Below are 21189 nucleotides of genomic sequence, written 5' to 3' on the forward strand. Positions count from 1 at the left end.
TTATTCTCCACGCAGGGCTGACATCAGCCCTTTGAATTTGCTGTTGAGCAGGGTAAAGCTGGCCTGGAAATTCACCGAATTTTCGGCATAGTTCGATTGTTCCAGCTGGGCATCGACGGTGTTCTGGTCGATCGATGGCTGCATGGGCGTGCGATACAGCAGCGACTCGTCACCACTGCTCAGGCCTTGCGCTTCGATATGACGGCTGTTGGTCATGTTCAAGGCGAAGGTGCCGTTCTTGGTCTTGTCCTGCTGCGCGGCGAGCACGGCGGAGAAGTCCAGATCCCGAGCCTTGTAGTTCGGGGTATCGGCGTTGGCAATGTTGTTGGCCAGGACTTCGGCACGCTGGGCGCGGAAGCCCAGGGCTTGTTCGTGGATACCGAGCGCTTTATCGAAGCTGATGCTCATGGCGGAAACCTTTAGGCTGACCTGCTATTCGTTAACAGGGCTATAGCAAGGTGCATGCCAAACTGCGGGGAGCCCGTATATCAAGGGCTGGCGGGGAGGCTGCCGGTGGCAATGCCAGAAAAGCGGCAAGTACTTTCCGCGTGGCGTCAGTAAAGCGGCAATACAATTTGCCGCTTCCGGTGGGATGGTGGCAAAACAAATGTGGGAGGGGGCTTGCTCCCGATGGCGGTGTATCAGTGATAAAGATATCAACTGAACCACCGCCATCGGGGGCAAGCCCCCTCCCACATTTTGACTGCTTACTGCTTATTTGGCCTGGTAGATGATTCCCGGACTGCACTGCACCATCTGGTAGTGATCCGGCAATCCGTTCAAGGCTTCCGAAGCGCCGAGGAACAGATACCCGCCACGCTTGAGCGTGCCATGGATGCGCAACAGGATGTCCTTCTTCACTTCGGCCGAGAAATAAATCAGCACGTTGCGGCAGAACACCATGTCGAACTTGCCCAGGCTGGCGTAGCTGTCGAGCAGGTTGAACGAGCGGAACTCCACGCGATTCTTGATCGGCGCCTTGATCGCCCAGCGCCCTGCCCCTTTCGGATCAAAGTAGCGCTGCAGACGCTCCGGGGACAAACCCCGGCCAAGGGCCAGGCTATCGTATTCACCCGTCTTGCAGTTGGTGAGCATGGTGCCGGACAAGTCGGTCGCGACGATTTGCGCGCCGGCCTTCAACTGTCCCATGTTGGTCCGTTCGAACTCGTCGATGGACATCGAGATCGAATACGGTTCCTGCCCGGAAGAGCACGCCGCCGACCAGATACGCAGGCGCTGGCCCGGGCTGGCCTTGATGGCCGCCGGCAGCACTTTGTTCTTGAGCACCTCAAACGGGTAGGTATCGCGAAACCACAGGGTTTCGTTAGTGGTCATGGCATCGACCACCATCTCCTTGAGCCCGCTGCGCGGCTGCCCCTGGATCCGCTGGACCAACTCACCCAGGGACTTGATGCCCTGCTGTTCCATCAGTTTGTTGAGACGGCTGGATACCAGGTATTGCTTGTTTTCACCGAGCAATATGCCACAGGCTTTTTCCAGGAAGACCCGGAACTGTTCGAAATCCAAATTACCCGTAGACAATGATACCGCCTCTTAAATCGTGTGACCGCCAGGGGAAATCCCTCTAGCCGTGATCTGCTGCCTTGATCCGGTCGACTACCCGGGATGCGAGGTCATCAGGCCGGAATTTGGCCAGGAAGTCATCTGCGCCGACCTTCTTGACCATTGCCTGATTGAATACCCCCGACAACGAAGTATGCAGGATGATATGTAATTTTTGCATGCGTGGATCGTTGCGTATTTCAGCTGTAAGGGTATAGCCGTCCATTTCCGGCATTTCAATGTCGGAGATCATCATCAGAAATTCTTCTTCCGGCTTCTTGCCCTCATCGACCAACTTGCGCAGGTAATCCAAGGCTTGGCGCCCGTCATTGAGGGCCACCACGTCGACGCCGATGGTTTGCAGGCAACGCGTGACCTGCTTGCGGGCGACAGAGGAGTCGTCCACGGTCAACACGCGCAGGGACACCGCCTTGTGCGCTGTCTCGGCATCCACCACACCGACCGAGATGGTCTCCGACGTGGGCGCGACTTCGGCGAGAATTTTCTCTACGTCGATGATTTCCACCAACTGGTTATCAACCCGCGTCACGGCCGTCAGGTAATGATCGCGCCCGGTGCCCTTGGGCGGCGGATGGATCTCTTCCCAGTTCATATTGACGATACGTTCCACCGAGCGCACCAGGAACCCCTGGGTCTTGGTGTTGTATTCGGTAATGATGACGAACGGGCTCTGACGGTCCTGCAAACCAGCGGAGCCGGTGGCCATTGCCAAATCAAGAATCGGAATGGTTGCGCCACGGATATTGGCTACGCCGCATACCACCGGACTGGATTTAGGCATGATCGTCAGCTTGGGGCACTGCAACACTTCCCGCACTTTGAACACGTTAATGCCGTACAGCTGCTTGCCGTCCAGGCGAAATAGCAACAACTCCAGGCGATTCTGCCCTACCAGCTGTGTGCGCTGGTTTACTGAATCCATTACTCCTGCCATGCCCAGACTCCTAAATCCCAGAGGTACGATGCGTACCCAACACTAAACGGCACGAGCTTTGCAATTTGCTTGGCTATGGATATTAAAATGACAGTTTCCCGACGTCCAAGCCGCCCAAAGTACCGCAGACTGCTCTGCGCCGCGATGGCGCTGCTTGTCTGGGGCGTGGGCGTCGCGGCTCGTGCCGACAACGTCACCCTGCCTGATCTACTTATCGGCGTCACCCAGGGCTTTCTTGAATTCACTGTAGAAGATTATCTGGCAACCACCCAGACACCGGGGCGCTATGAAATCCAGGTCAACCCATTGGACCCGCGTCTGCGCCTGCCAATGTGCGACAAGGAATTGACAGCCACCCTGGAAAGTCCCGCCCAGCCCATCGGTCGGGTAACCGTTAAAGTCCGCTGTGAGAGCGCCTCCCCCTGGACGGTGTTTGTGCCGGCCCAGGTCAAATTGTTCCGCGACGTGGTCGTGGTGGCGCGCCCTTTGAAGCGCACCGGCATTATTGGCTATGACGACGTTGTGCTGCGTGAACGGGATATCAGCCTGATCAACCAGGGTTACTTGACCTCCCTGGAACAGGCTGTCGGGCAGCGACTCACCCGACCAATGGTCACCGATCAGGTGATCACGCTGGTGCATCTGGAGCAGGCGGAAGTGATTCGCAAGGGTGACCAAGTGGTGATTTCCGCCAGCAGCGGCGGTTTGAACGTAAGAATGCCGGGGGAAGCGCTGTCCAATGGCGGTATGAGCGAACAGATCCGGGTCAAGAACCTCAACTCCAACCGTGTGATCAAGGCGCGGGTGACGGCCCCCGGCCAAGTCGAGGTGGCGCTATAGATGACTGGAATCAATTGCCCGCTTTTCCTACACTGTGGGTTGGATGCCGCGCCGTACAGGTTTATTGTCACTAAAGCCTAAAGTTTGTTTGGGTATGGCCGAAAACATGGCAAGCGTCCACTACCCAGAGGTTTTTTTATCATGGTCATTGATTTCAATCGTTTGAACAGCACTCAGCCCTTACCAGGCAACACGCGCACCAACGGTACCAAGGACAGCGTAGAAGCCAAGTCCCAGCCCTTGCCCGCCAAGGCAGAGCAAGCAAGCGCGAGCCAGAGTGGGGAATCGGTACACCTGAGCAATGAGGCTCAACAGTTGCAGAAGGTCACTGACTCGCTGCGCGATCAACCGATTGTCAATAAAGCCCGTGTGGCCGAGTTGAAACAGGCAATCGCCGATGGCACTTATACGGTCGACAGCAACCGTGTAGCCAGCAAGCTGCTTAACTTCGAAGCCGAGCGCTAGGCAAAGGCCTGCGCTGGGCTTCTGGACGCTTAAAACCCAAGGCCAGCCATGCACCACGACGAACATTTGCTTCAACTGATCATTGATGATCTGGCGCCGACGCAGCAATTGCTCGAGCTGCTCAAAGAGGAATCCCTGGCCCTGTATGGCCGGGATATGCCTTTGCTCGAAGAAATACTGGCGCGCAAACAGTCGCTGATTGTGCTGCTCGAACAGCACGGCAAGAAGCGCAGCGAAATCCTCACCAGCCTGGGCCTGCCCGCCGATCACGACGGCCTGGCACAGCTGGCGAGTCATTCTTCGGTCGGCGATCAATTGCTGGCGCAAAGCAAAGAACTCAATCAGTTGCTCGCCCAGTGCCAGGAAGCCAATCTGCTCAACGGCCAGTCGATCCAACTTCAGCAAGCCACCACCGCCAACCAGTTACGCATCCTTCACGGCGGCGAGCCACCGGCCCTGTATAACGCCCAAGGTTCCACTTCACGCCTGGTCAAGCCAAGCACCCGCAGCCAAGCCTGACGCCGGTTTACAGCGCGAGCTATCCAAGGTGCGCTACATACTGGCAAAATGCCGGTTCTTGCGTGTAGTCGTATTTTGCCTGGAGATGGAACAACTGTGTTTAACGCCCTTAATGCGGAAGATGCACCGCAGCCACCGAAGGTCCTCACCACGCCTCTGGAAATCGCCAGCACTTTGCGAATGCTCCAGGAAAGCCATGATCCATTGATCATCACTTTCCACGAACGCAGCCAACGCTTCCAAAGCTATCTGGTGGATATCGATCGGGATAACAAGACGCTGGCACTGGACGAAATGATCCCGCGCGATGGTGAACGTTACCTGGAAAATGGCGAGCCCTTCCGCATCGAGGGTTTCCATGATGGCGTGCGGGTCGCCTGGGAAAGTAACGGCACGCTGAGCATCAGCGAAAAAGACGGCCACCGTATCTACACTGGCAGCATGCCCGGCGAGGTGGTTTACCATCAACGTCGTAACGCATTTCGCGCTGCATTGAAGCTGGCGCAATTGGTGAACATCGAACTGGGCGGCGAGAAGCTCAAGGCACCGTTCAACGGCAAGCTGCTGGATATCTCGGCCACCGGATGCAAATTGCGCTTTGAAGGCGACATTTCCGACCGCTTGCAGCTGGGCCAAGTCTATGACCGTTTTGTCGCCGCGCTGCCGTTCGGCAACATGACCACCGCTGTCGAGCTGCGTTACCTGCATTTCGAAGACAAGATCAATACCACCTTCGCGGGTGTGCGCTTCCATAACATGAGCGGCCTGGTGCAGCGCCAGGTGGAGCGTTTTGTGTATCAACTGCAGCGCGAAGCTCGACGCTTCGACAAGGATGACGATTTTTAAGCCTTGGACGCAGCTGTAAAAAAACGGGCAGATCCTGATGGGATCTGCCCGTTTTTTCGTTCAGGGGCGTGCCCTGCTCAAATCATGGGGGTGATCGTCCGGGTCCGTTGATTCCGGTGGCGTCTGCGCAACCGCCTCGTCCACCGTGGGTTCGGGCTCTGGCTCAGGAACAGTGGCCTGCATCTGCTCCTGTACCACCTGCTCATCTACCCGTGGGTCAAGGGCGGCCACCAACGGCGAACTGGACATGCTGTCAGGCATCGCCACGTGATGCAGCGGCGCATCGTCTACCTGGTGCAGGTTAGTCACCGCCTTCGGCCGAATACGCCATACCAGGATCAACGCACACAAACTGAAGAAGGCGTACAGCATCTGGCTGCCGAACAGCTTCATCAGCACGCCCGCCAGAAGCGGCCCGATACTGGCCCCAATGCCGTAAGTCACCAGCAACATAGCGGTCAGCGACACCCTGCGATCACCTTCCACATGGTCGTTGGAAAACGCCACTGCCAACGGGTAAAGACAAAACTGCACGAGTGAACATAGGAAGCCCGCCACGAACAGCATTTCCAGAGGGACCTGGGTCATGATCGCCAGAGGCAACGCCGCCACCGCCAAACACAAGGCAAAGCAGCGAATCAGCAGTGCGCGGTCATAGCGGTCCGACAACCAGCCCAGCGGCCACTGCACGAGCAGTCCCGCGAAAATACAGGAGCCCATGAACAAACCGACCTGTTCGGTCGTCAACCCCTGCTGGGAGGCATAGAGCGGTGCCAAGCCATAGAAAGAGCCGACGATCAGCCCTGCCCCCAGCACTGTGCTGAGCGACTGGGGCACACGCTTGATAAAGAAACGCGGCTCCATCGGCGCCGGGTGCAATGGTGCCGGGTGAATGCGGCGGGTCATGGCCACCGGCACCAGGCACAGGGCGAAGCACAGCGCCACCAGCATCAGCAGTTCAAGACCCAGGTGGGGATGCATGACTAGGATCAGTTGGCCCAGCACCAGACCGAGGTAGGAGGCGATCATGTAGCCGCTGAACACTACGCCGCGCTGCTTGGCATCGGCCTGCTCGTTGAGCCAGCTTTCGATGACCATGTACTGGCACATCATTCCCAGGCCCACAATCACCCGCAGTACGATCCACGCCGGTAGCCAATCGATCAAGCCATGACCCAGCACGGCCGCGCCGACGATACCGGCGCAGGTCGCGTAGGCGCGTATATGCCCGACACGCGCAATCAAACGGTGTCCGATCTTGCCGCCCAGCACCAGGCCAAAGTAGTTGGCCGCCATCAGCGCACCGACCCACAGGCTATCGACGTTATCCGCCGCCAAACGCAAGGCCAGATAAGTACTGAGCAGGCCGGAGCCGATCAGCATCATCAGGGAGGCGAAATAGAGGGCTCGAAAAGATTTCCAGATTTGGCGCATCGGCGTTCCGAGCGGCTCCTTGCAGTGAGGGGACAGGGCTATCGGCATGATAGTCCGCAGTGGTCGGGTCCGGACAGGCGGCATGAGCCGTTTCCGGGATTATTTTGCTTAACCGTTCAGACGCTGTATGCGTGTCTGCGAGGTACATGAAGTGGAGATAAATATACAACGCACCATCTGTGAACCTTGATCATAGCCAAGGTTCGACTGGTCTTTAGGTATCTGCCATAAAAGGCCAGAATAGAGCGCTCTATAGGATATAGAGCCTTACCGGTACATTCGCATTGGCGTCGGCGATCTCGCGAGCAGGCTGGCGTTTGCAAGAGGTGTGAGGGTTTCGACCGCCCAAAACAAAACCCCACCTGCTTTCGCAAATGGGGTTTCGGAATTTAATCTTGACGATGACCTACTCTCACATGGGGAAACCCCACACTACCATCGGCGATGCATCGTTTCACTACTGAGTTCGGGATGGGATCAGGTGGTTCCAATGCTCTATGGTCGTCAAGAAATTCGGGTACTGAGTCGTGACCAGATGGCCTCGCTTCAGCAAATTGGGTATGGGATAGAAGTCGGTGTTTTGTGAGCCTCGAACTTTCGGTTCATTGCGTCTTCACACACCGCAATCTGGCCTCTTTCGTCTTTCAACTAGGAGCAACAAATTGCTTGGGTGTTATATGGTCAAGCCTCACGGGCAATTAGTATTGGTTAGCTCAACGCCTCACAGCGCTTACACACCCAACCTATCAACGTCGTAGTCTTCGACGGCCCTTCAGGGGACTCAAGGTCCCAGTGAGATCTCATCTTGAGGCTAGTTTCCCGCTTAGATGCTTTCAGCGGTTATCTATTCCGAACATAGCTACCCGGCAATGCCACTGGCGTGACAACCGGAACACCAGAGGTTCGTCCACTCCGGTCCTCTCGTACTAGGAGCAGCCCCTCTCAAATCTCAAACGTCCACGGCAGATAGGGACCGAACTGTCTCACGACGTTCTAAACCCAGCTCGCGTACCACTTTAAATGGCGAACAGCCATACCCTTGGGACCGGCTTCAGCCCCAGGATGTGATGAGCCGACATCGAGGTGCCAAACACCGCCGTCGATATGAACTCTTGGGCGGTATCAGCCTGTTATCCCCGGAGTACCTTTTATCCGTTGAGCGATGGCCCTTCCATACAGAACCACCGGATCACTAAGACCTACTTTCGTACCTGCTCGACGTGTCTGTCTCGCAGTCAAGCGCGCTTTTGCCTTTATACTCTACGACCGATTTCCGACCGGTCTGAGCGCACCTTCGTACTCCTCCGTTACTCTTTAGGAGGAGACCGCCCCAGTCAAACTACCCACCATACACTGTCCTCGATCCGGATAACGGACCTGAGTTAGAACCTCAAAGTTGCCAGGGTGGTATTTCAAGGTTGGCTCCACGCGAACTGGCGTCCACGCTTCAAAGCCTCCCACCTATCCTACACAAGCAAATTCAAAGTCCAGTGCAAAGCTATAGTAAAGGTTCACGGGGTCTTTCCGTCTAGCCGCGGATACACTGCATCTTCACAGCGATTTCAATTTCACTGAGTCTCGGGTGGAGACAGCGCCGCCATCGTTACGCCATTCGTGCAGGTCGGAACTTACCCGACAAGGAATTTCGCTACCTTAGGACCGTTATAGTTACGGCCGCCGTTTACCGGGGCTTCGATCAAGAGCTTCGCGTTAGCTAACCCCATCAATTAACCTTCCGGCACCGGGCAGGCGTCACACCCTATACGTCCACTTTCGTGTTTGCAGAGTGCTGTGTTTTTAATAAACAGTCGCAGCGGCCTGGTATCTTCGACCGGCATGAGCTTACGGAGCAAGTCCTTCACCCTCACCGGCGCACCTTCTCCCGAAGTTACGGTGCCATTTTGCCTAGTTCCTTCACCCGAGTTCTCTCAAGCGCCTTGGTATTCTCTACCCAACCACCTGTGTCGGTTTGGGGTACGGTTCCTGGTTACCTGAAGCTTAGAAGCTTTTCTTGGAAGCATGGCATCAACCACTTCGTCGTCTAAAAGACAACTCGTCATCAGCTCTCGGCCTTAGAATCCCGGATTTACCTAAGATTCCAGCCTACCACCTTAAACTTGGACAACCAACGCCAAGCTGGCCTAGCCTTCTCCGTCCCTCCATCGCAATAACCAGAAGTACAGGAATATTAACCTGTTTTCCATCGACTACGCTTTTCAGCCTCGCCTTAGGGACCGACTAACCCTGCGTCGATTAACGTTGCGCAGGAAACCTTGGTCTTTCGGCGTGGGTGTTTTTCACACCCATTGTCGTTACTCATGTCAGCATTCGCACTTCTGATACCTCCAGCAAGCTTCTCAACTCACCTTCACAGGCTTACAGAACGCTCCTCTACCGCATCACTTACGTGATACCCGTAGCTTCGGTGTATGGTTTGAGCCCCGTTACATCTTCCGCGCAGGCCGACTCGACTAGTGAGCTATTACGCTTTCTTTAAAGGGTGGCTGCTTCTAAGCCAACCTCCTAGCTGTCTAAGCCTTCCCACATCGTTTCCCACTTAACCATAACTTTGGGACCTTAGCTGACGGTCTGGGTTGTTTCCCTTTTCACGACGGACGTTAGCACCCGCCGTGTGTCTCCCATGCTCGGCACTTGTAGGTATTCGGAGTTTGCATCGGTTTGGTAAGTCGGGATGACCCCCTAGCCGAAACAGTGCTCTACCCCCTACAGTGATACATGAGGCGCTACCTAAATAGCTTTCGAGGAGAACCAGCTATCTCCGAGCTTGATTAGCCTTTCACTCCGATCCACAGGTCATCCGCTAACTTTTCAACGGTAGTCGGTTCGGTCCTCCAGTTAGTGTTACCCAACCTTCAACCTGCCCATGGATAGATCGCCCGGTTTCGGGTCTATTCCCAGCGACTAGACGCCCTATTAAGACTCGCTTTCGCTACGCCTCCCCTATTCGGTTAAGCTCGCCACTGAAAATAAGTCGCTGACCCATTATACAAAAGGTACGCAGTCACCCAACAAAGTAGGCTCCCACTGCTTGTACGCATACGGTTTCAGGATCTATTTCACTCCCCTCTCCGGGGTTCTTTTCGCCTTTCCCTCACGGTACTAGTTCACTATCGGTCAGTCAGTAGTATTTAGCCTTGGAGGATGGTCCCCCCATATTCAGACAAAGTTTCTCGTGCTCCGTCCTACTCGATTTCATGACTAAGAGATTTTCGCGTACAGGGCTATCACCCACTATGGCCGCACTTTCCAGAGCGTTCCGCTAATCTCAAAGCCACTTAAGGGCTAGTCCCCGTTCGCTCGCCACTACTAAGGGAATCTCGGTTGATTTCTTTTCCTCAGGGTACTTAGATGTTTCAGTTCCCCTGGTTCGCTCCATACACCTATGTATTCAGTGTAAGGTAACCATCTTATGATGGCTGGGTTCCCCCATTCAGACATCTCCGGATCAAAGTCTGTTTGCCGACTCCCCGAAGCTTTTCGCAGGCTACCACGTCTTTCATCGCCTCTGACTGCCAAGGCATCCACCGTATGCGCTTCTTCACTTGACCATATAACCCCAAGCAATCTGGTTATACTGTGAAGACAACATTCGCCGAAAATTCGATCATACTCAATTAAGAGCGACTCACAAATTTTACCTTAGCCTGAGCCGTTACCAGTGAAAGTAACGTCCAGTCTATCTTTCTATCACATACCCAAATTTTTAAAGAACGAACTAGTCAAAGACTAGAAATCAACATTCACCATCACAACGATGGAATGCTCATTTCTAAGCTTTCTACAAACAGAAGCAGTAGTGGTGGAGCCAAACGGGATCGAACCGTTGACCTCCTGCGTGCAAGGCAGGCGCTCTCCCAGCTGAGCTATGGCCCCGTATTTCTACAGGCGTTTCCCACACAAAATTGGTGGGTCTGGGCAGATTCGAACTGCCGACCTCACCCTTATCAGGGGTGCGCTCTAACCAACTGAGCTACAGACCCAATTTCGAGCTGCTAAGGCCGACCTCACCCTGCTCTTTACCACAAAGCATGGGGTGCGCTCTAACCAACTAAGCTACAACACTTTGGGCTGCTTCTTTTCGTCTTCTTCAATGAATCAAGCAATTCGTGTGGGAGCTCATGAAGCAGCTGATGCCGTCGATTAAGGAGGTGATCCAGCCGCAGGTTCCCCTACGGCTACCTTGTTACGACTTCACCCCAGTCATGAATCACACCGTGGTAACCGTCCTCCCGAAGGTTAGACTAGCTACTTCTGGTGCAACCCACTCCCATGGTGTGACGGGCGGTGTGTACAAGGCCCGGGAACGTATTCACCGCGACATTCTGATTCGCGATTACTAGCGATTCCGACTTCACGCAGTCGAGTTGCAGACTGCGATCCGGACTACGATCGGTTTTCTGGGATTAGCTCCACCTCGCGGCTTGGCAACCCTCTGTACCGACCATTGTAGCACGTGTGTAGCCCAGGCCGTAAGGGCCATGATGACTTGACGTCATCCCCACCTTCCTCCGGTTTGTCACCGGCAGTCTCCTTAGAGTGCCCACCATGACGTGCTGGTAACTAAGGACAAGGGTTGCGCTCGTTACGGGACTTAACCCAACATCTCACGACACGAGCTGACGACAGCCATGCAGCACCTGTCTCAATGTTCCCGAAGGCACCAATCCATCTCTGGAAAGTTCATTGGATGTCAAGGCCTGGTAAGGTTCTTCGCGTTGCTTCGAATTAAACCACATGCTCCACCGCTTGTGCGGGCCCCCGTCAATTCATTTGAGTTTTAACCTTGCGGCCGTACTCCCCAGGCGGTCAACTTAATGCGTTAGCTGCGCCACTAAGAGCTCAAGGCTCCCAACGGCTAGTTGACATCGTTTACGGCGTGGACTACCAGGGTATCTAATCCTGTTTGCTCCCCACGCTTTCGCACCTCAGTGTCAGTGTTGGTCCAGGTGGTCGCCTTCGCCACTGGTGTTCCTTCCTATATCTACGCATTTCACCGCTACACAGGAAATTCCACCACCCTCTACCACACTCTAGTCAGTCAGTTTTGAATGCAGTTCCCAGGTTGAGCCCGGGGATTTCACATCCAACTTAACAAACCACCTACGCGCGCTTTACGCCCAGTAATTCCGATTAACGCTTGCACCCTCTGTATTACCGCGGCTGCTGGCACAGAGTTAGCCGGTGCTTATTCTGTCGGTAACGTCAAAACAATCACGTATTAGGTAACTGCCCTTCCTCCCAACTTAAAGTGCTTTACAATCCGAAGACCTTCTTCACACACGCGGCATGGCTGGATCAGGCTTTCGCCCATTGTCCAATATTCCCCACTGCTGCCTCCCGTAGGAGTCTGGACCGTGTCTCAGTTCCAGTGTGACTGATCATCCTCTCAGACCAGTTACGGATCGTCGCCTTGGTGAGCCATTACCTCACCAACTAGCTAATCCGACCTAGGCTCATCTGATAGCGCAAGGCCCGAAGGTCCCCTGCTTTCTCCCGTAGGACGTATGCGGTATTAGCGTCCGTTTCCGAACGTTATCCCCCACTACCAGGCAGATTCCTAGGCATTACTCACCCGTCCGCCGCTCTCAAGAGAAGCAAGCTTCTCTCTACCGCTCGACTTGCATGTGTTAGGCCTGCCGCCAGCGTTCAATCTGAGCCATGATCAAACTCTTCAGTTCAAACATCTTTGGGTTTTTAAGAAACCCTAAACTTGGCTCAGCAATCGTTGGTTACATCTTTGATTTCTCGCGGAGTAACTTGTGATGCTGATAATCTTGTTGACTATCAGTCTGACTCCACAAGCACCCACACGAATTGCTTGATTCAGTTGTTAAAGAGCGGTTGGTTAAGAGCTATTCGTCTCAACCGAGGCGCGCATTCTACAGCAGCCTCATTTGCTGTCAAGCGGTTATTTTCAGAAGTTTTCGAAGATTTCTTCAACAACTTCAACCACTTGCGCTTGCGATCTCTCGTAAGCGGGAGGCGAATTTTACAGCTTTAAGCAGGAGCGTCAAGCAGTTAAATCGAAAACCTGAGAATTCTTTTCCATTCCACCGCCCTCTATATAGAGGAAACAAAAGGACGACCCAGGATCATCGCGATTCGATCGCCCACCGACCAGCAACTGAATACCGCCGCACTTCTCACGGCTACAGTCAGGAAGCTAAGCGATTGATTTGATATTGACGAACGCAACAAGACAACAACTGAGGAATGGTGTCCCAGGGCCGGTTCGAACGGCCAACCTTCCCCTTAGGAGGGGGATGCTCTATCCAATTGAGCTACTGGGACAAATCGCAATCGACAAGCCAAAGGCTCAACGACGGACGGCGTGCATGTTAACGGGCAAGGTAGTTTTTGTCATGTCATCCCTTGGCTTTTTGATCGTAAGCCAACGCTTGCAAGCATGCGGTAGCGCAGCCCAATACAATCCGGGCGGCCTATGCCGTCGTGCAAAATGCACTCCCCCCAAAGTGCCATCATTGCAAATTGCACTATACGACTCCCCATAAACCAATATAACCCATTGATTATATTGAATAAATCAGTTGGCACGCGACCTGCAACACTTCTCCCATAAACCCATTTGGCCAAGGCATACGGAGAAGAAGACTATGAACAGCGCCCTACTACTCGCCCTCAACGCAATGGCACTGACTGCGCTGGTAACTTTTCATTTCTTCCCAGCCAAATTGCAAGACCCGGCTCAAATCACCCAGGCCGTACCGCACCACCTGCAGCAAAGACCACAGCTGGCGGTGATGACAGCCGACCCTCAATCCCCTATTCGCTTAACCCAAGGCACCCAAGCCACCCCAACATCCGAACACTGGGTTTTCTGAGAGCGCTACTCATGTCCAAATCTGCATGGTTTTTTTTGTGCCTGACGCTCGCAACCGCCCTACTGGGCTTAAGTAATGCTATGCAAAACACTCGCACCCTGGCGTTCATCGCCAGTGCTGTTTTTGGATGCCTCCTGATCCTGACGCTCGCCCTCGGGCGGCGGATAAAATTCGACCCCATACTGCGCTAATCCCCCTCCAGCCCGACCTTATGTCGCTTTGCGCTAGCAAATCAGCAAACTGCCACTACCCTTACAGATGAGGCAAAAGGCCATGTCGCTTAGGGCGTGCGCTCTTCAACCCGATTTCGGATAAGGCTTGCGCGAAGATCAGGAATACCCGACCCAACGCGAAAACTTTTCCAACCAGTCCGCAAAAATGCAAATCAGTGCTGGCATAAAGCCTTTAGGCGGTTCAATATTTGTCACAGAATTGACGCCAAGGAAATGTCAAATCTGAGGCATGATGCGGCCTCTTTGCAATTCGGGTTGAACTTTGGTCGTGAGCCTTGTCTTAACACTCATCTTGCGGCCAATTCCAAAAACCGCTCCCCTGAACTAACCGGTTAAATATATGCGCCCATTGAAACAGGCAATTTATTCCAGCCGTACGGCTGACAAGTTCGTCGTACGTCTGCCAGACGGAATGCGGGAACGCATTGCCGAGGTGGCTCGCAATCATCATCGCAGCATGAACTCCGAAATCATCGCTCGCCTGGAACAGAGCCTTATTCAGGAAGGTGCCTTGGGTGAAGAGTTGAGCATGCGCCTGGACAGCCCAGAGCTGTCACTGCACGAACGCGAACTGCTGCAGCGTTTTCGTCAGCTTTCCCACCGCCAGCAAAATGCTCTCGTCTCGCTGATCGCGCACGACGTAGAGGCGGCCGCAGAAGCCAATTGATTTGCAGCTGAAAGTCGAAGCCAGCCATGTGCTGGCTTTTTTTTGCGTGGGAGTTGAGCAAGAAAGCAATGCGAGGGCAGATTTGCCCCCGCAGGAAAGGTCAGAGCAGGAAGATCGTAGCCAAGCCCAGGAAGATGAAGAAGCCACCACTGTCAGTCATGGCCGTGATCATCACGCTGGCCCCCATGGCAGGATCGCGCCCCAGACGCGCCAGGGTCATAGGGATCAAAACCCCCATGAGGGCAGCCAGAAGCAAATTGAGGGTCATTGCAGCGGTCATCACCACACCCAGCGACCAACTGCCATATAGCAAGTAAGCCACCACGCCGATTACCCCTCCCCACACCAGGCCGTTGATGAGCCCCACGGCCAGCTCCTTGCGCAGCAGACGCGAAGAGTTGGCGGTACTGACCTGATCCAGCGCCATGGCGCGTACGATCATGGTGATGGTCTGGTTACCGGAGTTACCGCCGATGCCGGCCACAATCGGCATCAACGCCGCCAGGGCCACCAACTTTTCGATGGAGCCCTCGAACAGCCCGATCACGCGGGAGGCGATAAATGCAGTAATCAGGTTAACGGCCAACCAAGCCCAACGGTTGTGCAGCGACCGCCAGACTGACGCGAAAATATCTTCCTCTTCACGCAAACCCGCCATGTTGAGGACTTCGGTTTCACTCTCTTCGCGAATAAGGTCAACGATTTCGTCAATCGTCAAACGGCCGATCAACTTGCCGTTCTTGTCCACCACCGGGGCAGAGATCAAGTCGTAACGCTCAAAAGCCTGGGCTGCGTCGTAGGCATCTTCATCCGGGTGAAAGCTCACGGTATCGCTGGCCATCAGGTCAGCAACTCTCTTCTCCGGATCATTTACCAGCAGGCGCTTGATGGGCAATACGCCCTTGAGAATGCCTTCATAGTCGACCACAAACAGCTTGTCGGTATGCCCCGGCAGCTCTTTGAGACGGCGCAGGTAGCGCAGTACCACTTCCAGGCTGACGTCTTCGCGGATGGTGACCATCTCGAAGTCCATCAGCGCGCCGACCTGGTCTTCATCATAAGACAGTGCGGAACGCACACGCTCACGCTGCTGAGTGTCCAACGCCTCCATCAGCTCATGAACAACATCGCGCGGCAATTCAGGCGCCAGGTCGGCCAGCTCGTCCGCATCCATCTCCTTGGCCGCAGCCAGGAGCTCATGATCGTCCATGTCGGCGATCAGGGTTTCACGGACCGAATCAGATACTTCGAGGAGAATGTCGCCGTCGCGATCAGCCTTGACCAACTGCCAGAGCGTCAGGCGATCATCCAGCGGCAAGGCTTCGAGAATATAAGCAACGTCGGCGGAGTGCAGGTCATCGAGTTTGCGTTGCAGCTCGACGAGATTTTGCCGGTGAACCAGGTTTTCGACGCGGTCGTGGTGCGGACCTTCCTGGCGGTGCGTGAGGTCTTCGACCACGCGCTGGCGCTGCAGCAGCTCGATAACTTGAGCCAGGCGATCCTGCAGGCTTTCTTGTGTTTTCTTTACTTCTACTTCGGTCATAGGCGAACTCCACTCCCAGCAGCGGAGCGCGCCGGAAGAATCAATCAGTCAATTCATGATTGGTAAAGCGGGATACTGAGTAACTACTGGGTAAGTCCATGGAGGCATTCCACAAGCCCCGGCGGGGCTGACCGGCGCATGATACACCGCTCGGCCGCTTTTAACGTCAAAAAAAAACTGGAAAGAACAAGCGCTTGCAAGCCAAAGCTGAGTGCTGGCTACATCTATGAACTGCGACGACGCAGCGGGAAGGGAAAACACAAGGGAAACAGAAAAAGACGTACGCCAGGATAAAGCCTACACAAACCCCAGACGGCAAAAAGCCCGCACTAGGCGGGCTTTTTGTTTGTATGGTGCACTCGACAGGATTCGAACCTGTGACCGCTCGGTTCGTAGCCGAGTACTCTATCCAGCTGAGCTACGAGTGCAGAGTGTGTTTTTTAGACCAGATCACAACTGGTTGAAACCAAGCCATCTGCATTGCTGCAATTGACTCTTAAATGGTGCACTCGACAGGATTCGAACCTGTGACCGCTCGGTTCGTAGCCGAGTACTCTATCCAGCTGAGCTACGAGTGCATTTGTTGCCGCGCATTATAGGCCGTTCAATCTCTATGTAAAGCTATTTTTTCGATCAATTTCAACAACTTACCGAAAAAACCAGATTGCAACGTACTAAGCAAATAATGGCGGAGAACGGGGGATTCGAACCCCCGACACCCTTTTGAGGTGTACTCCCTTAGCAGGGGAGCGCCTTCGGCCACTCGGCCAGCTCTCCGCAACACGGGGCGTATATTAACCACGTTCCTCCCCGTTTGCAAACATAAAAAACGATAAAAATTAAAGGCTTGGTTCTTCGTCCTTCTCTTTCTTGATCCGCAGGTAGATTTCCTCGCGATGGACCGCTACCTCTTTCGGAGCGTTAACCCCGATACGCACTTGATTGCCTTTGACGCCGAGCACGGTCACGGTGATTTCGCCATCACCGATAATCAGGCTTTCTGCGCAACGACGAGTCAGAATCAACATACCTTTCACCTCACGCAATTCATTTCAGGAACAACAGTCTGCAAAAAAAAGGCATTCGACCTACAACCAAAAGGCCGTAGCCCTACCGCCTAAGTATTGTCGAGCCCACGCAAAAGAACATGCGCCCTACAAAAAAATGAAAGGCGCGGTAAGCCGCGCCTTCCTGGCATCGCATCACTCGCCCTGTCGGGCCGGAGCGTCCAGCTCAAAAGCGGTATGCAGCGCGCGCACGGCCAGTTCCAGGTATTTTTCTTCAATCACTACCGAGACTTTGATTTCCGACGTGGAGATCATCTGGATGTTGATGCTTTCCTTGGCCAGCGCTTCGAACATGCGACTGGCAACACCGGCATGGGAGCGCATGCCCACACCCACGATCGACACCTTGGCAATCTTGGTATCGCCGATCACTTCACGGGCGCCGATCTCGCTTGCAGTGTTCTGCAGGATACGCTCGGCCGCATCGTACTCGTTGCGGTGCACGGTGAAGGTGAAATCGGTGGTGTTATCGTGCGAAACGTTCTGCACGATCATGTCGACTTCGATATTCGCGCCGCTGATAGGACCGAGGATCTTGAAGGCCACACCCGGGGTGTCTGGCACGCCACGGATCGTCAGCTTGGCTTCATCGCGGTTGAAAGCGATGCCGGAAATGATCGGCTGTTCCATGGATTCCTCTTCATCAATAGTAATGAGGGTGCCCGGCCCCTCTTTGAAGCTGTGCAATACGCGCAGCGGAACGTTGTACTTGCCGGCGAATTCCACCGCACGAATCTGCAGCACCTTGGAACCGAGGCTGGCCATTTCCAGCATCTCTTCAAAGGTGATCTTGTCCAGGCGCTGGGCCACGGACACGACGCGCGGGTCGGTGGTGTAGACGCCATCGACATCGGTATAGATCTGGCATTCGTCAGCCTTGAGAGCCGCTGCCAGTGCCACGCCCGTGGTGTCCGAACCGCCACGCCCAAGCGTGGTGATATTGCCCTGCTCGTCAACACCCTGGAAACCCGCTACCACGACCACGCGCCCAGCCTTCAGATCAGCACGAATCTTCTGATCGTCGATCTGCAGGATGCGCGCCTTGGTATGTGCGCTGTCGGTAAGGATGCGCACCTGACTCCCAGTGTAGGACACCGCTGGCACACCACGCTTGTTCAGGGCCATGGCCAGCAGCGCAATGGTTACCTGCTCACCAGTGGACACAATCACGTCCAGCTCACGCGGGAGCGGTTGTTGATCACCGCTGATGGCCTTGGCCAGGTCGATCAGGCGATTGGTCTCGCCGCTCATGGCCGACAGCACCACCACCAGGTCGTCGCCGGCATCACGGAACTTCTTAACCTTGTCGGCCACCTGCTCGATTCTTTCGACAGAACCGACCGAGGTGCCTCCGAATTTCTGTACGATCAAAGCCATTTCTAAGCCGCCTCAGCCCGTAAAGGGGCGCCCAATAAACGAATCTTCCAGCAACCGAGCGAGCCCACGACTAGACCATGGGCTCATTAACAGCGCCTTAAATACCTGCCTCGACAAACGGCACGGTCAAGGCCAGCGCCGCGTCCAGGGCGCCGGCATCTACCCCGCCACCTTGCGCCATGTCCGGACGACCACCGCCCTTGCCGCCCACTGCCGCAGCGGCTTGCTTCATCAAATCACCGGCTTTGAGTTGGCCAGTCAGGTCCTTGGTTACACCGGCAACCAGCACGACCTTATCCTCATGGACACTGCCGAGCAGGATCACTGCGCGGCCGAGCTTGTTCTTCAACTGATCGACCAAGGCCAGTAACGCCTTGCCGTCCTGACCGTCCAGGCGCGCCGCCAGGACTTTTACGTCCTTGACGTCAACCGCCGAGGCCGACAGATCGTCGCCCGCAGCACTGGCCGCCTTGGCTTGCAACTGCTCCAGCTGTTTCTCCAGCGCACGGTTGCGCTCAAGCACGGCGGACAGCTTGTCGATCAGATTGTCACGGCTACCCTTGACCAGGCCGGCCGCTTCCTTGAGTTGTTCTTCGGCTGCATTGAGGTAGGCCAGCGCCGCGGCACCGGTGACTGCCTCGATACGACGCACACCGGAGGCCACACCGCCTTCGCTGATGATTTTCAACAGGCCAATGTCACCGGTGCGGTTGGCGTGGATACCGCCACACAGTTCCACCGAGAAACTGCCGCCCATGCTCAGTACGCGTACTTCATCGCCATACTTCTCGCCAAACAGCGCCATGGCGCCCTTGTTCCTGGCGGTTTCGATATCCGTCTCCTCGGTTTCAACCGGGGTGTTCTTACGGATCTCGGCGTTGACGATATCTTCCAGCGCCTTGATCTGATCAGGCTTGATCGCTTCGAAGTGGCTGAAGTCGAAACGCAGGCGCTGGCTGTCGACCAACGAGCCCTTCTGCTGAACATGCTCGCCCAGCACCTGACGCAATGCAGCGTGCAGCAAGTGAGTAGCCGAGTGGTTCAACGCGGTTGCATGCCGTACATCGGCATCGACCTGAGTCTCGACTGGCGCGCCGACGACCAGGTTGCCCAGTACCAACACACCATGGTGCAGGAACGCACCACCGGTCTTGGTGGTGTCGCGCACGTCGAAACGACCGGACGTCGAGCTGAGGAAACCACAGTCACCGATTTGCCCGCCCGACTCCGCGTAGAACGGCGTCTGGTCCAGAACCACTACCGCTTCATCGCCCTCGTTCAGCACATCGACTGACTTGCCGTCTTTATAAATGGCAACGATTTTGGCTGCGCCGGCGGTAGCCTTGTAGCCGATGAACTCGGTAGGCACATCAACCTTGACCAGGGTGTTGTAGTCCAGGCCAAACGAGCTGGCGGAACGCGCACGCACACGCTGGGCTTCCATCTCACGCTCGAAGCCGGCCTCATCGACGGTCAGCTCACGCTCACGGGCGATGTCGGCGGTCAGGTCCATCGGGAAACCATAGGTGTCGTAGAGCTTGAACACCACATCGCCCGGCACCACGGTGCCTTTGAGTTCAGCCAGGTCCTGCTCGAGAATTTTCAGGCCGTGCTCCAGGGTCTTGGAGAACTGCTCTTCCTCAGCCTTGAGCACCCGCTCGATGTTGGCTTGTTGCTGCTTCAGTTCCGGGAAGGCATCGCCCATCTCGGCCACCAGGGCAGCCACGATCTTGTAGAAGAAGCTGCCGGTAGCGCCCAGTTTGTTACCGTGACGGCAGGCGCGACGGATAATGCGGCGCAGCACATAGCCACGGCCTTCGTTGGACGGCAGCACCCCATCGGCAATCAGGAAACCGCAGGAGCGGATGTGGTCCGATACGACCTTGAGCGAAGACTGGCCTTCATTGGCGCAGCCAATGGCCGCAGCCGATGCACTCAACAGGTTGGTGAACAGGTCGATTTCATAGTTGGAATGAACGTGCTGCATGACCGCACTGATCCGTTCCAGCCCCATGCCGGTGTCCACCGACGGTGCCGGCAACGGATGCAACACGCCATCAGCGGTGCGGTTGAACTGCATGAACACGTTGTTCCAGATTTCGATGTAGCGGTCGCCGTCTTCATCCGGCGAACCCGGCGGGCCACCCCAGATGTCGGCGCCGTGATCGTAGAAAATCTCGGTGCAGGGGCCGCAAGGGCCGGTGTCGCCCATGGTCCAGAAGTTATCGGAGGCGTACGGCGCGCCTTTGTTGTCGCCGATGCGGATCATGCGCTCGGCGGGCACGCCGATTTGCTGGGTCCAGATGTCATACGCTTCGTCATCCGTGGCATAGACGGTTACCCAGAGCTTTTCCTTGGGCAGTTTCAGAACGCCGGTCAGGAAGGTCCAGGCGAAGGTGATCGCGTCTTTCTTGAAATAATCGCCGAAGCTGAAGTTACCCAGCATTTCGAAGAAGGTGTGGTGGCGCGCGGTGTAACCCACGTTTTCCAGGTCACTGTTCTTGCCGCCGGCGCGTACGCACTTCTGACTGCTGGTGGCGCGAGTGTAGGCGCGTTTTTCCTGGCCCAGGAAACAGTCCTTGAACTGGTTCATCCCCGCGTTAGTGAACAGCAGGGTGGGGTCATTGCCTGGGATCAAGGAGCTTGAGGCTACACGGGTGTGGCCTTGCTCTTCGAAGAAGCGGAGGAAGGCTTCACGGATTTCTGCGCTTTTCATTAGGTTCTTCCACGGAGGCTGCGGCCAAAGGCCAGTGCGCAACATCATCAGACGAAGCGACGGCAAAGGGCCGCATTATATCGGCCCTTTGCCGGTGGTAC

Annotated in this window: 15 protein-coding genes, 6 tRNA genes and 3 rRNA genes; 7 read left to right on the top strand and 17 right to left on the bottom strand. The window is 55.4% G+C overall.

Features of this window, described 5'->3' with window-relative positions; all coding sequences use genetic code 11:
* The 3 genes from flgB to C4J88_RS20330 form a co-directional block, all read right to left on the bottom strand.
* The gene (gene flgB, locus C4J88_RS20320; RefSeq protein WP_057726450.1) at positions 1-408 is read right to left on the bottom strand and encodes a flagellar basal body rod protein FlgB; all 408 of its coding nucleotides are present in this window, start codon (positions 406-408) and stop codon (positions 1-3) included.
* 306 nt (positions 409-714) lie between these two features.
* Entirely contained in the window at positions 715-1542 is an 828-nt protein-coding gene (gene cheR / locus C4J88_RS20325; protein WP_124364034.1) for a protein-glutamate O-methyltransferase CheR, read from the bottom strand.
* 43 nt (positions 1543-1585) lie between these two features.
* Positions 1586-2518, bottom strand: coding sequence for a chemotaxis protein CheV (locus C4J88_RS20330; RefSeq protein ID WP_124368046.1), 933 nt, complete (start codon positions 2516-2518; stop codon positions 1586-1588).
* Positions 2519-2593: 75 nt separating this feature from the next.
* On the opposite strand from C4J88_RS20330, the gene flgA reads away from it, so the two are divergent.
* From flgA to C4J88_RS20350, 4 genes are all read left to right on the top strand, one after another.
* Complete coding sequence (gene flgA, locus C4J88_RS20335) at positions 2594-3358, top strand: flagellar basal body P-ring formation chaperone FlgA (protein ID WP_124407958.1); 765 nt, start codon at positions 2594-2596, stop codon at positions 3356-3358.
* Positions 3359-3499: 141 nt separating this feature from the next.
* Positions 3500-3823, top strand: coding sequence for a flagellar biosynthesis anti-sigma factor FlgM (gene flgM / locus C4J88_RS20340; protein WP_124368048.1), 324 nt, complete (start codon positions 3500-3502; stop codon positions 3821-3823).
* A 48-nt stretch (positions 3824-3871) separates the two neighbouring features.
* The gene (locus C4J88_RS20345; protein WP_124368049.1) at positions 3872-4342 is read left to right on the top strand and encodes a flagella synthesis protein FlgN; all 471 of its coding nucleotides are present in this window, start codon (positions 3872-3874) and stop codon (positions 4340-4342) included.
* 96 nt (positions 4343-4438) lie between these two features.
* Positions 4439-5188 (top strand): flagellar brake protein, encoded by a 750-nt coding sequence (locus C4J88_RS20350; protein WP_124368050.1) that lies wholly within the window; start codon positions 4439-4441, stop codon positions 5186-5188.
* 60 nt (positions 5189-5248) lie between these two features.
* On the opposite strand, the gene C4J88_RS20355 is transcribed toward C4J88_RS20350, so the two are convergent.
* The 7 genes from C4J88_RS20355 to C4J88_RS20390 form a co-directional block, all read right to left on the bottom strand.
* A complete protein-coding gene (locus C4J88_RS20355; RefSeq protein ID WP_124407959.1) occupies positions 5249-6622 on the bottom strand; it encodes an MFS transporter in 1374 nt (457 codons plus the stop codon).
* Between the two features lie 393 nt (positions 6623-7015).
* Positions 7016-7131: ribosomal RNA gene (rrf, locus tag C4J88_RS20360) — 5S ribosomal RNA — on the bottom strand.
* Positions 7132-7299: 168 nt separating this feature from the next.
* Positions 7300-10191 (bottom strand): 23S ribosomal RNA (locus C4J88_RS20365).
* A 249-nt stretch (positions 10192-10440) separates the two neighbouring features.
* Positions 10441-10516, bottom strand: a tRNA-Ala gene (locus tag C4J88_RS20370).
* A 30-nt stretch (positions 10517-10546) separates the two neighbouring features.
* A tRNA-Ile gene (locus tag C4J88_RS20375) sits at positions 10547-10623 on the bottom strand.
* 161 nt (positions 10624-10784) lie between these two features.
* Positions 10785-12321, bottom strand: a 16S ribosomal RNA gene (locus tag C4J88_RS20380).
* The 16S, 23S and 5S rRNA genes sit together here with 2 tRNA genes alongside, the layout of an rRNA operon.
* Positions 12322-12857: 536 nt before the next feature.
* Positions 12858-12934: transfer RNA gene (locus C4J88_RS20390), tRNA-Arg, on the bottom strand.
* A gap of 323 nt (positions 12935-13257) precedes the next feature.
* Here C4J88_RS20390 and C4J88_RS20395 point away from each other — a divergent pair.
* The 3 genes from C4J88_RS20395 to C4J88_RS20405 all read left to right on the top strand — a co-directional run bounded on the left by C4J88_RS20395 (position 13258) and on the right by C4J88_RS20405 (position 14385).
* On the top strand, positions 13258-13485 hold the full coding sequence (locus C4J88_RS20395) for a hypothetical protein (protein WP_124407960.1): 228 nt from the start codon (positions 13258-13260) through the stop codon (positions 13483-13485).
* A gap of 11 nt (positions 13486-13496) precedes the next feature.
* Positions 13497-13676 (top strand): PA3371 family protein, encoded by a 180-nt coding sequence (locus C4J88_RS27830; protein WP_124407961.1) that lies wholly within the window; start codon positions 13497-13499, stop codon positions 13674-13676.
* A gap of 382 nt (positions 13677-14058) precedes the next feature.
* Positions 14059-14385, top strand: coding sequence for an Arc family DNA-binding protein (locus tag C4J88_RS20405; RefSeq protein WP_003193592.1), 327 nt, complete (start codon positions 14059-14061; stop codon positions 14383-14385).
* Between the two features lie 100 nt (positions 14386-14485).
* Here C4J88_RS20405 and mgtE read toward each other — a convergent pair whose 3' ends face one another.
* From mgtE to alaS, 7 genes are all read right to left on the bottom strand, one after another.
* On the bottom strand, positions 14486-15928 hold the full coding sequence (gene mgtE, locus C4J88_RS20410; RefSeq protein ID WP_065892684.1) for a magnesium transporter: 1443 nt from the start codon (positions 15926-15928) through the stop codon (positions 14486-14488).
* A 351-nt stretch (positions 15929-16279) separates the two neighbouring features.
* Positions 16280-16356, bottom strand: a tRNA-Arg gene (locus C4J88_RS20415).
* A gap of 73 nt (positions 16357-16429) precedes the next feature.
* Positions 16430-16506 (bottom strand) — tRNA-Arg (locus C4J88_RS20420).
* Positions 16507-16614: 108 nt separating this feature from the next.
* A tRNA-Ser gene (locus C4J88_RS20425) sits at positions 16615-16705 on the bottom strand.
* Positions 16706-16767: 62 nt separating this feature from the next.
* Positions 16768-16956: a carbon storage regulator CsrA gene (gene csrA / locus C4J88_RS20430; RefSeq protein ID WP_003175645.1), complete on the bottom strand. Its 189-nt coding sequence runs from the start codon at positions 16954-16956 to the stop codon at positions 16768-16770.
* A gap of 174 nt (positions 16957-17130) precedes the next feature.
* Positions 17131-18372 carry an aspartate kinase gene (locus C4J88_RS20435; protein ID WP_124368054.1) on the bottom strand — a complete coding sequence of 414 codons (1242 nt, stop codon included), beginning with the start codon at positions 18370-18372 and terminating at the stop codon, positions 17131-17133.
* 97 nt (positions 18373-18469) lie between these two features.
* Entirely contained in the window at positions 18470-21088 is a 2619-nt protein-coding gene (alaS, locus tag C4J88_RS20440; protein WP_124364043.1) for an alanine--tRNA ligase, read from the bottom strand.
* Positions 21089-21189 lie beyond the last annotated feature (101 nt).

It is taken from the genome of Pseudomonas sp. R4-39-08 (genome assembly GCF_003852275.1).
Lineage (GTDB): Bacteria > Pseudomonadota > Gammaproteobacteria > Pseudomonadales > Pseudomonadaceae > Aquipseudomonas.

Excerpts from the sequence above, each read along its gene's own strand:
- csrA (WP_003175645.1), bottom strand. The coding sequence starts at position 16,956 with ATGTTGATTCTGACTCGTCGTTGCGCAGAAAGCCTGATTATCGGTGAT.
- flgB (WP_057726450.1), bottom strand. The coding sequence starts at position 408 with ATGAGCATCAGCTTCGATAAAGCGCTCGGTATCCACGAACAAGCCCTG.
- C4J88_RS20355 (WP_124407959.1), bottom strand. The coding sequence starts at position 6,622 with ATGCGCCAAATCTGGAAATCTTTTCGAGCCCTCTATTTCGCCTCCCTG.
- C4J88_RS20330 (WP_124368046.1), bottom strand. The coding sequence starts at position 2,518 with ATGGCAGGAGTAATGGATTCAGTAAACCAGCGCACACAGCTGGTAGGG.
- mgtE (WP_065892684.1), bottom strand. The coding sequence starts at position 15,928 with ATGACCGAAGTAGAAGTAAAGAAAACACAAGAAAGCCTGCAGGATCGC.
- C4J88_RS20435 (WP_124368054.1), bottom strand. The coding sequence starts at position 18,372 with ATGGCTTTGATCGTACAGAAATTCGGAGGCACCTCGGTCGGTTCTGTC.
- C4J88_RS27830 (WP_124407961.1), top strand. The coding sequence starts at position 13,497 with ATGTCCAAATCTGCATGGTTTTTTTTGTGCCTGACGCTCGCAACCGCC.
- flgA (WP_124407958.1), top strand. The coding sequence starts at position 2,594 with ATGGATATTAAAATGACAGTTTCCCGACGTCCAAGCCGCCCAAAGTAC.
- C4J88_RS20395 (WP_124407960.1), top strand. The coding sequence starts at position 13,258 with ATGAACAGCGCCCTACTACTCGCCCTCAACGCAATGGCACTGACTGCG.
- alaS (WP_124364043.1), bottom strand. The coding sequence starts at position 21,088 with ATGAAAAGCGCAGAAATCCGTGAAGCCTTCCTCCGCTTCTTCGAAGAG.
- C4J88_RS20345 (WP_124368049.1), top strand. The coding sequence starts at position 3,872 with ATGCACCACGACGAACATTTGCTTCAACTGATCATTGATGATCTGGCG.
- flgM (WP_124368048.1), top strand. The coding sequence starts at position 3,500 with ATGGTCATTGATTTCAATCGTTTGAACAGCACTCAGCCCTTACCAGGC.
- C4J88_RS20405 (WP_003193592.1), top strand. The coding sequence starts at position 14,059 with ATGCGCCCATTGAAACAGGCAATTTATTCCAGCCGTACGGCTGACAAG.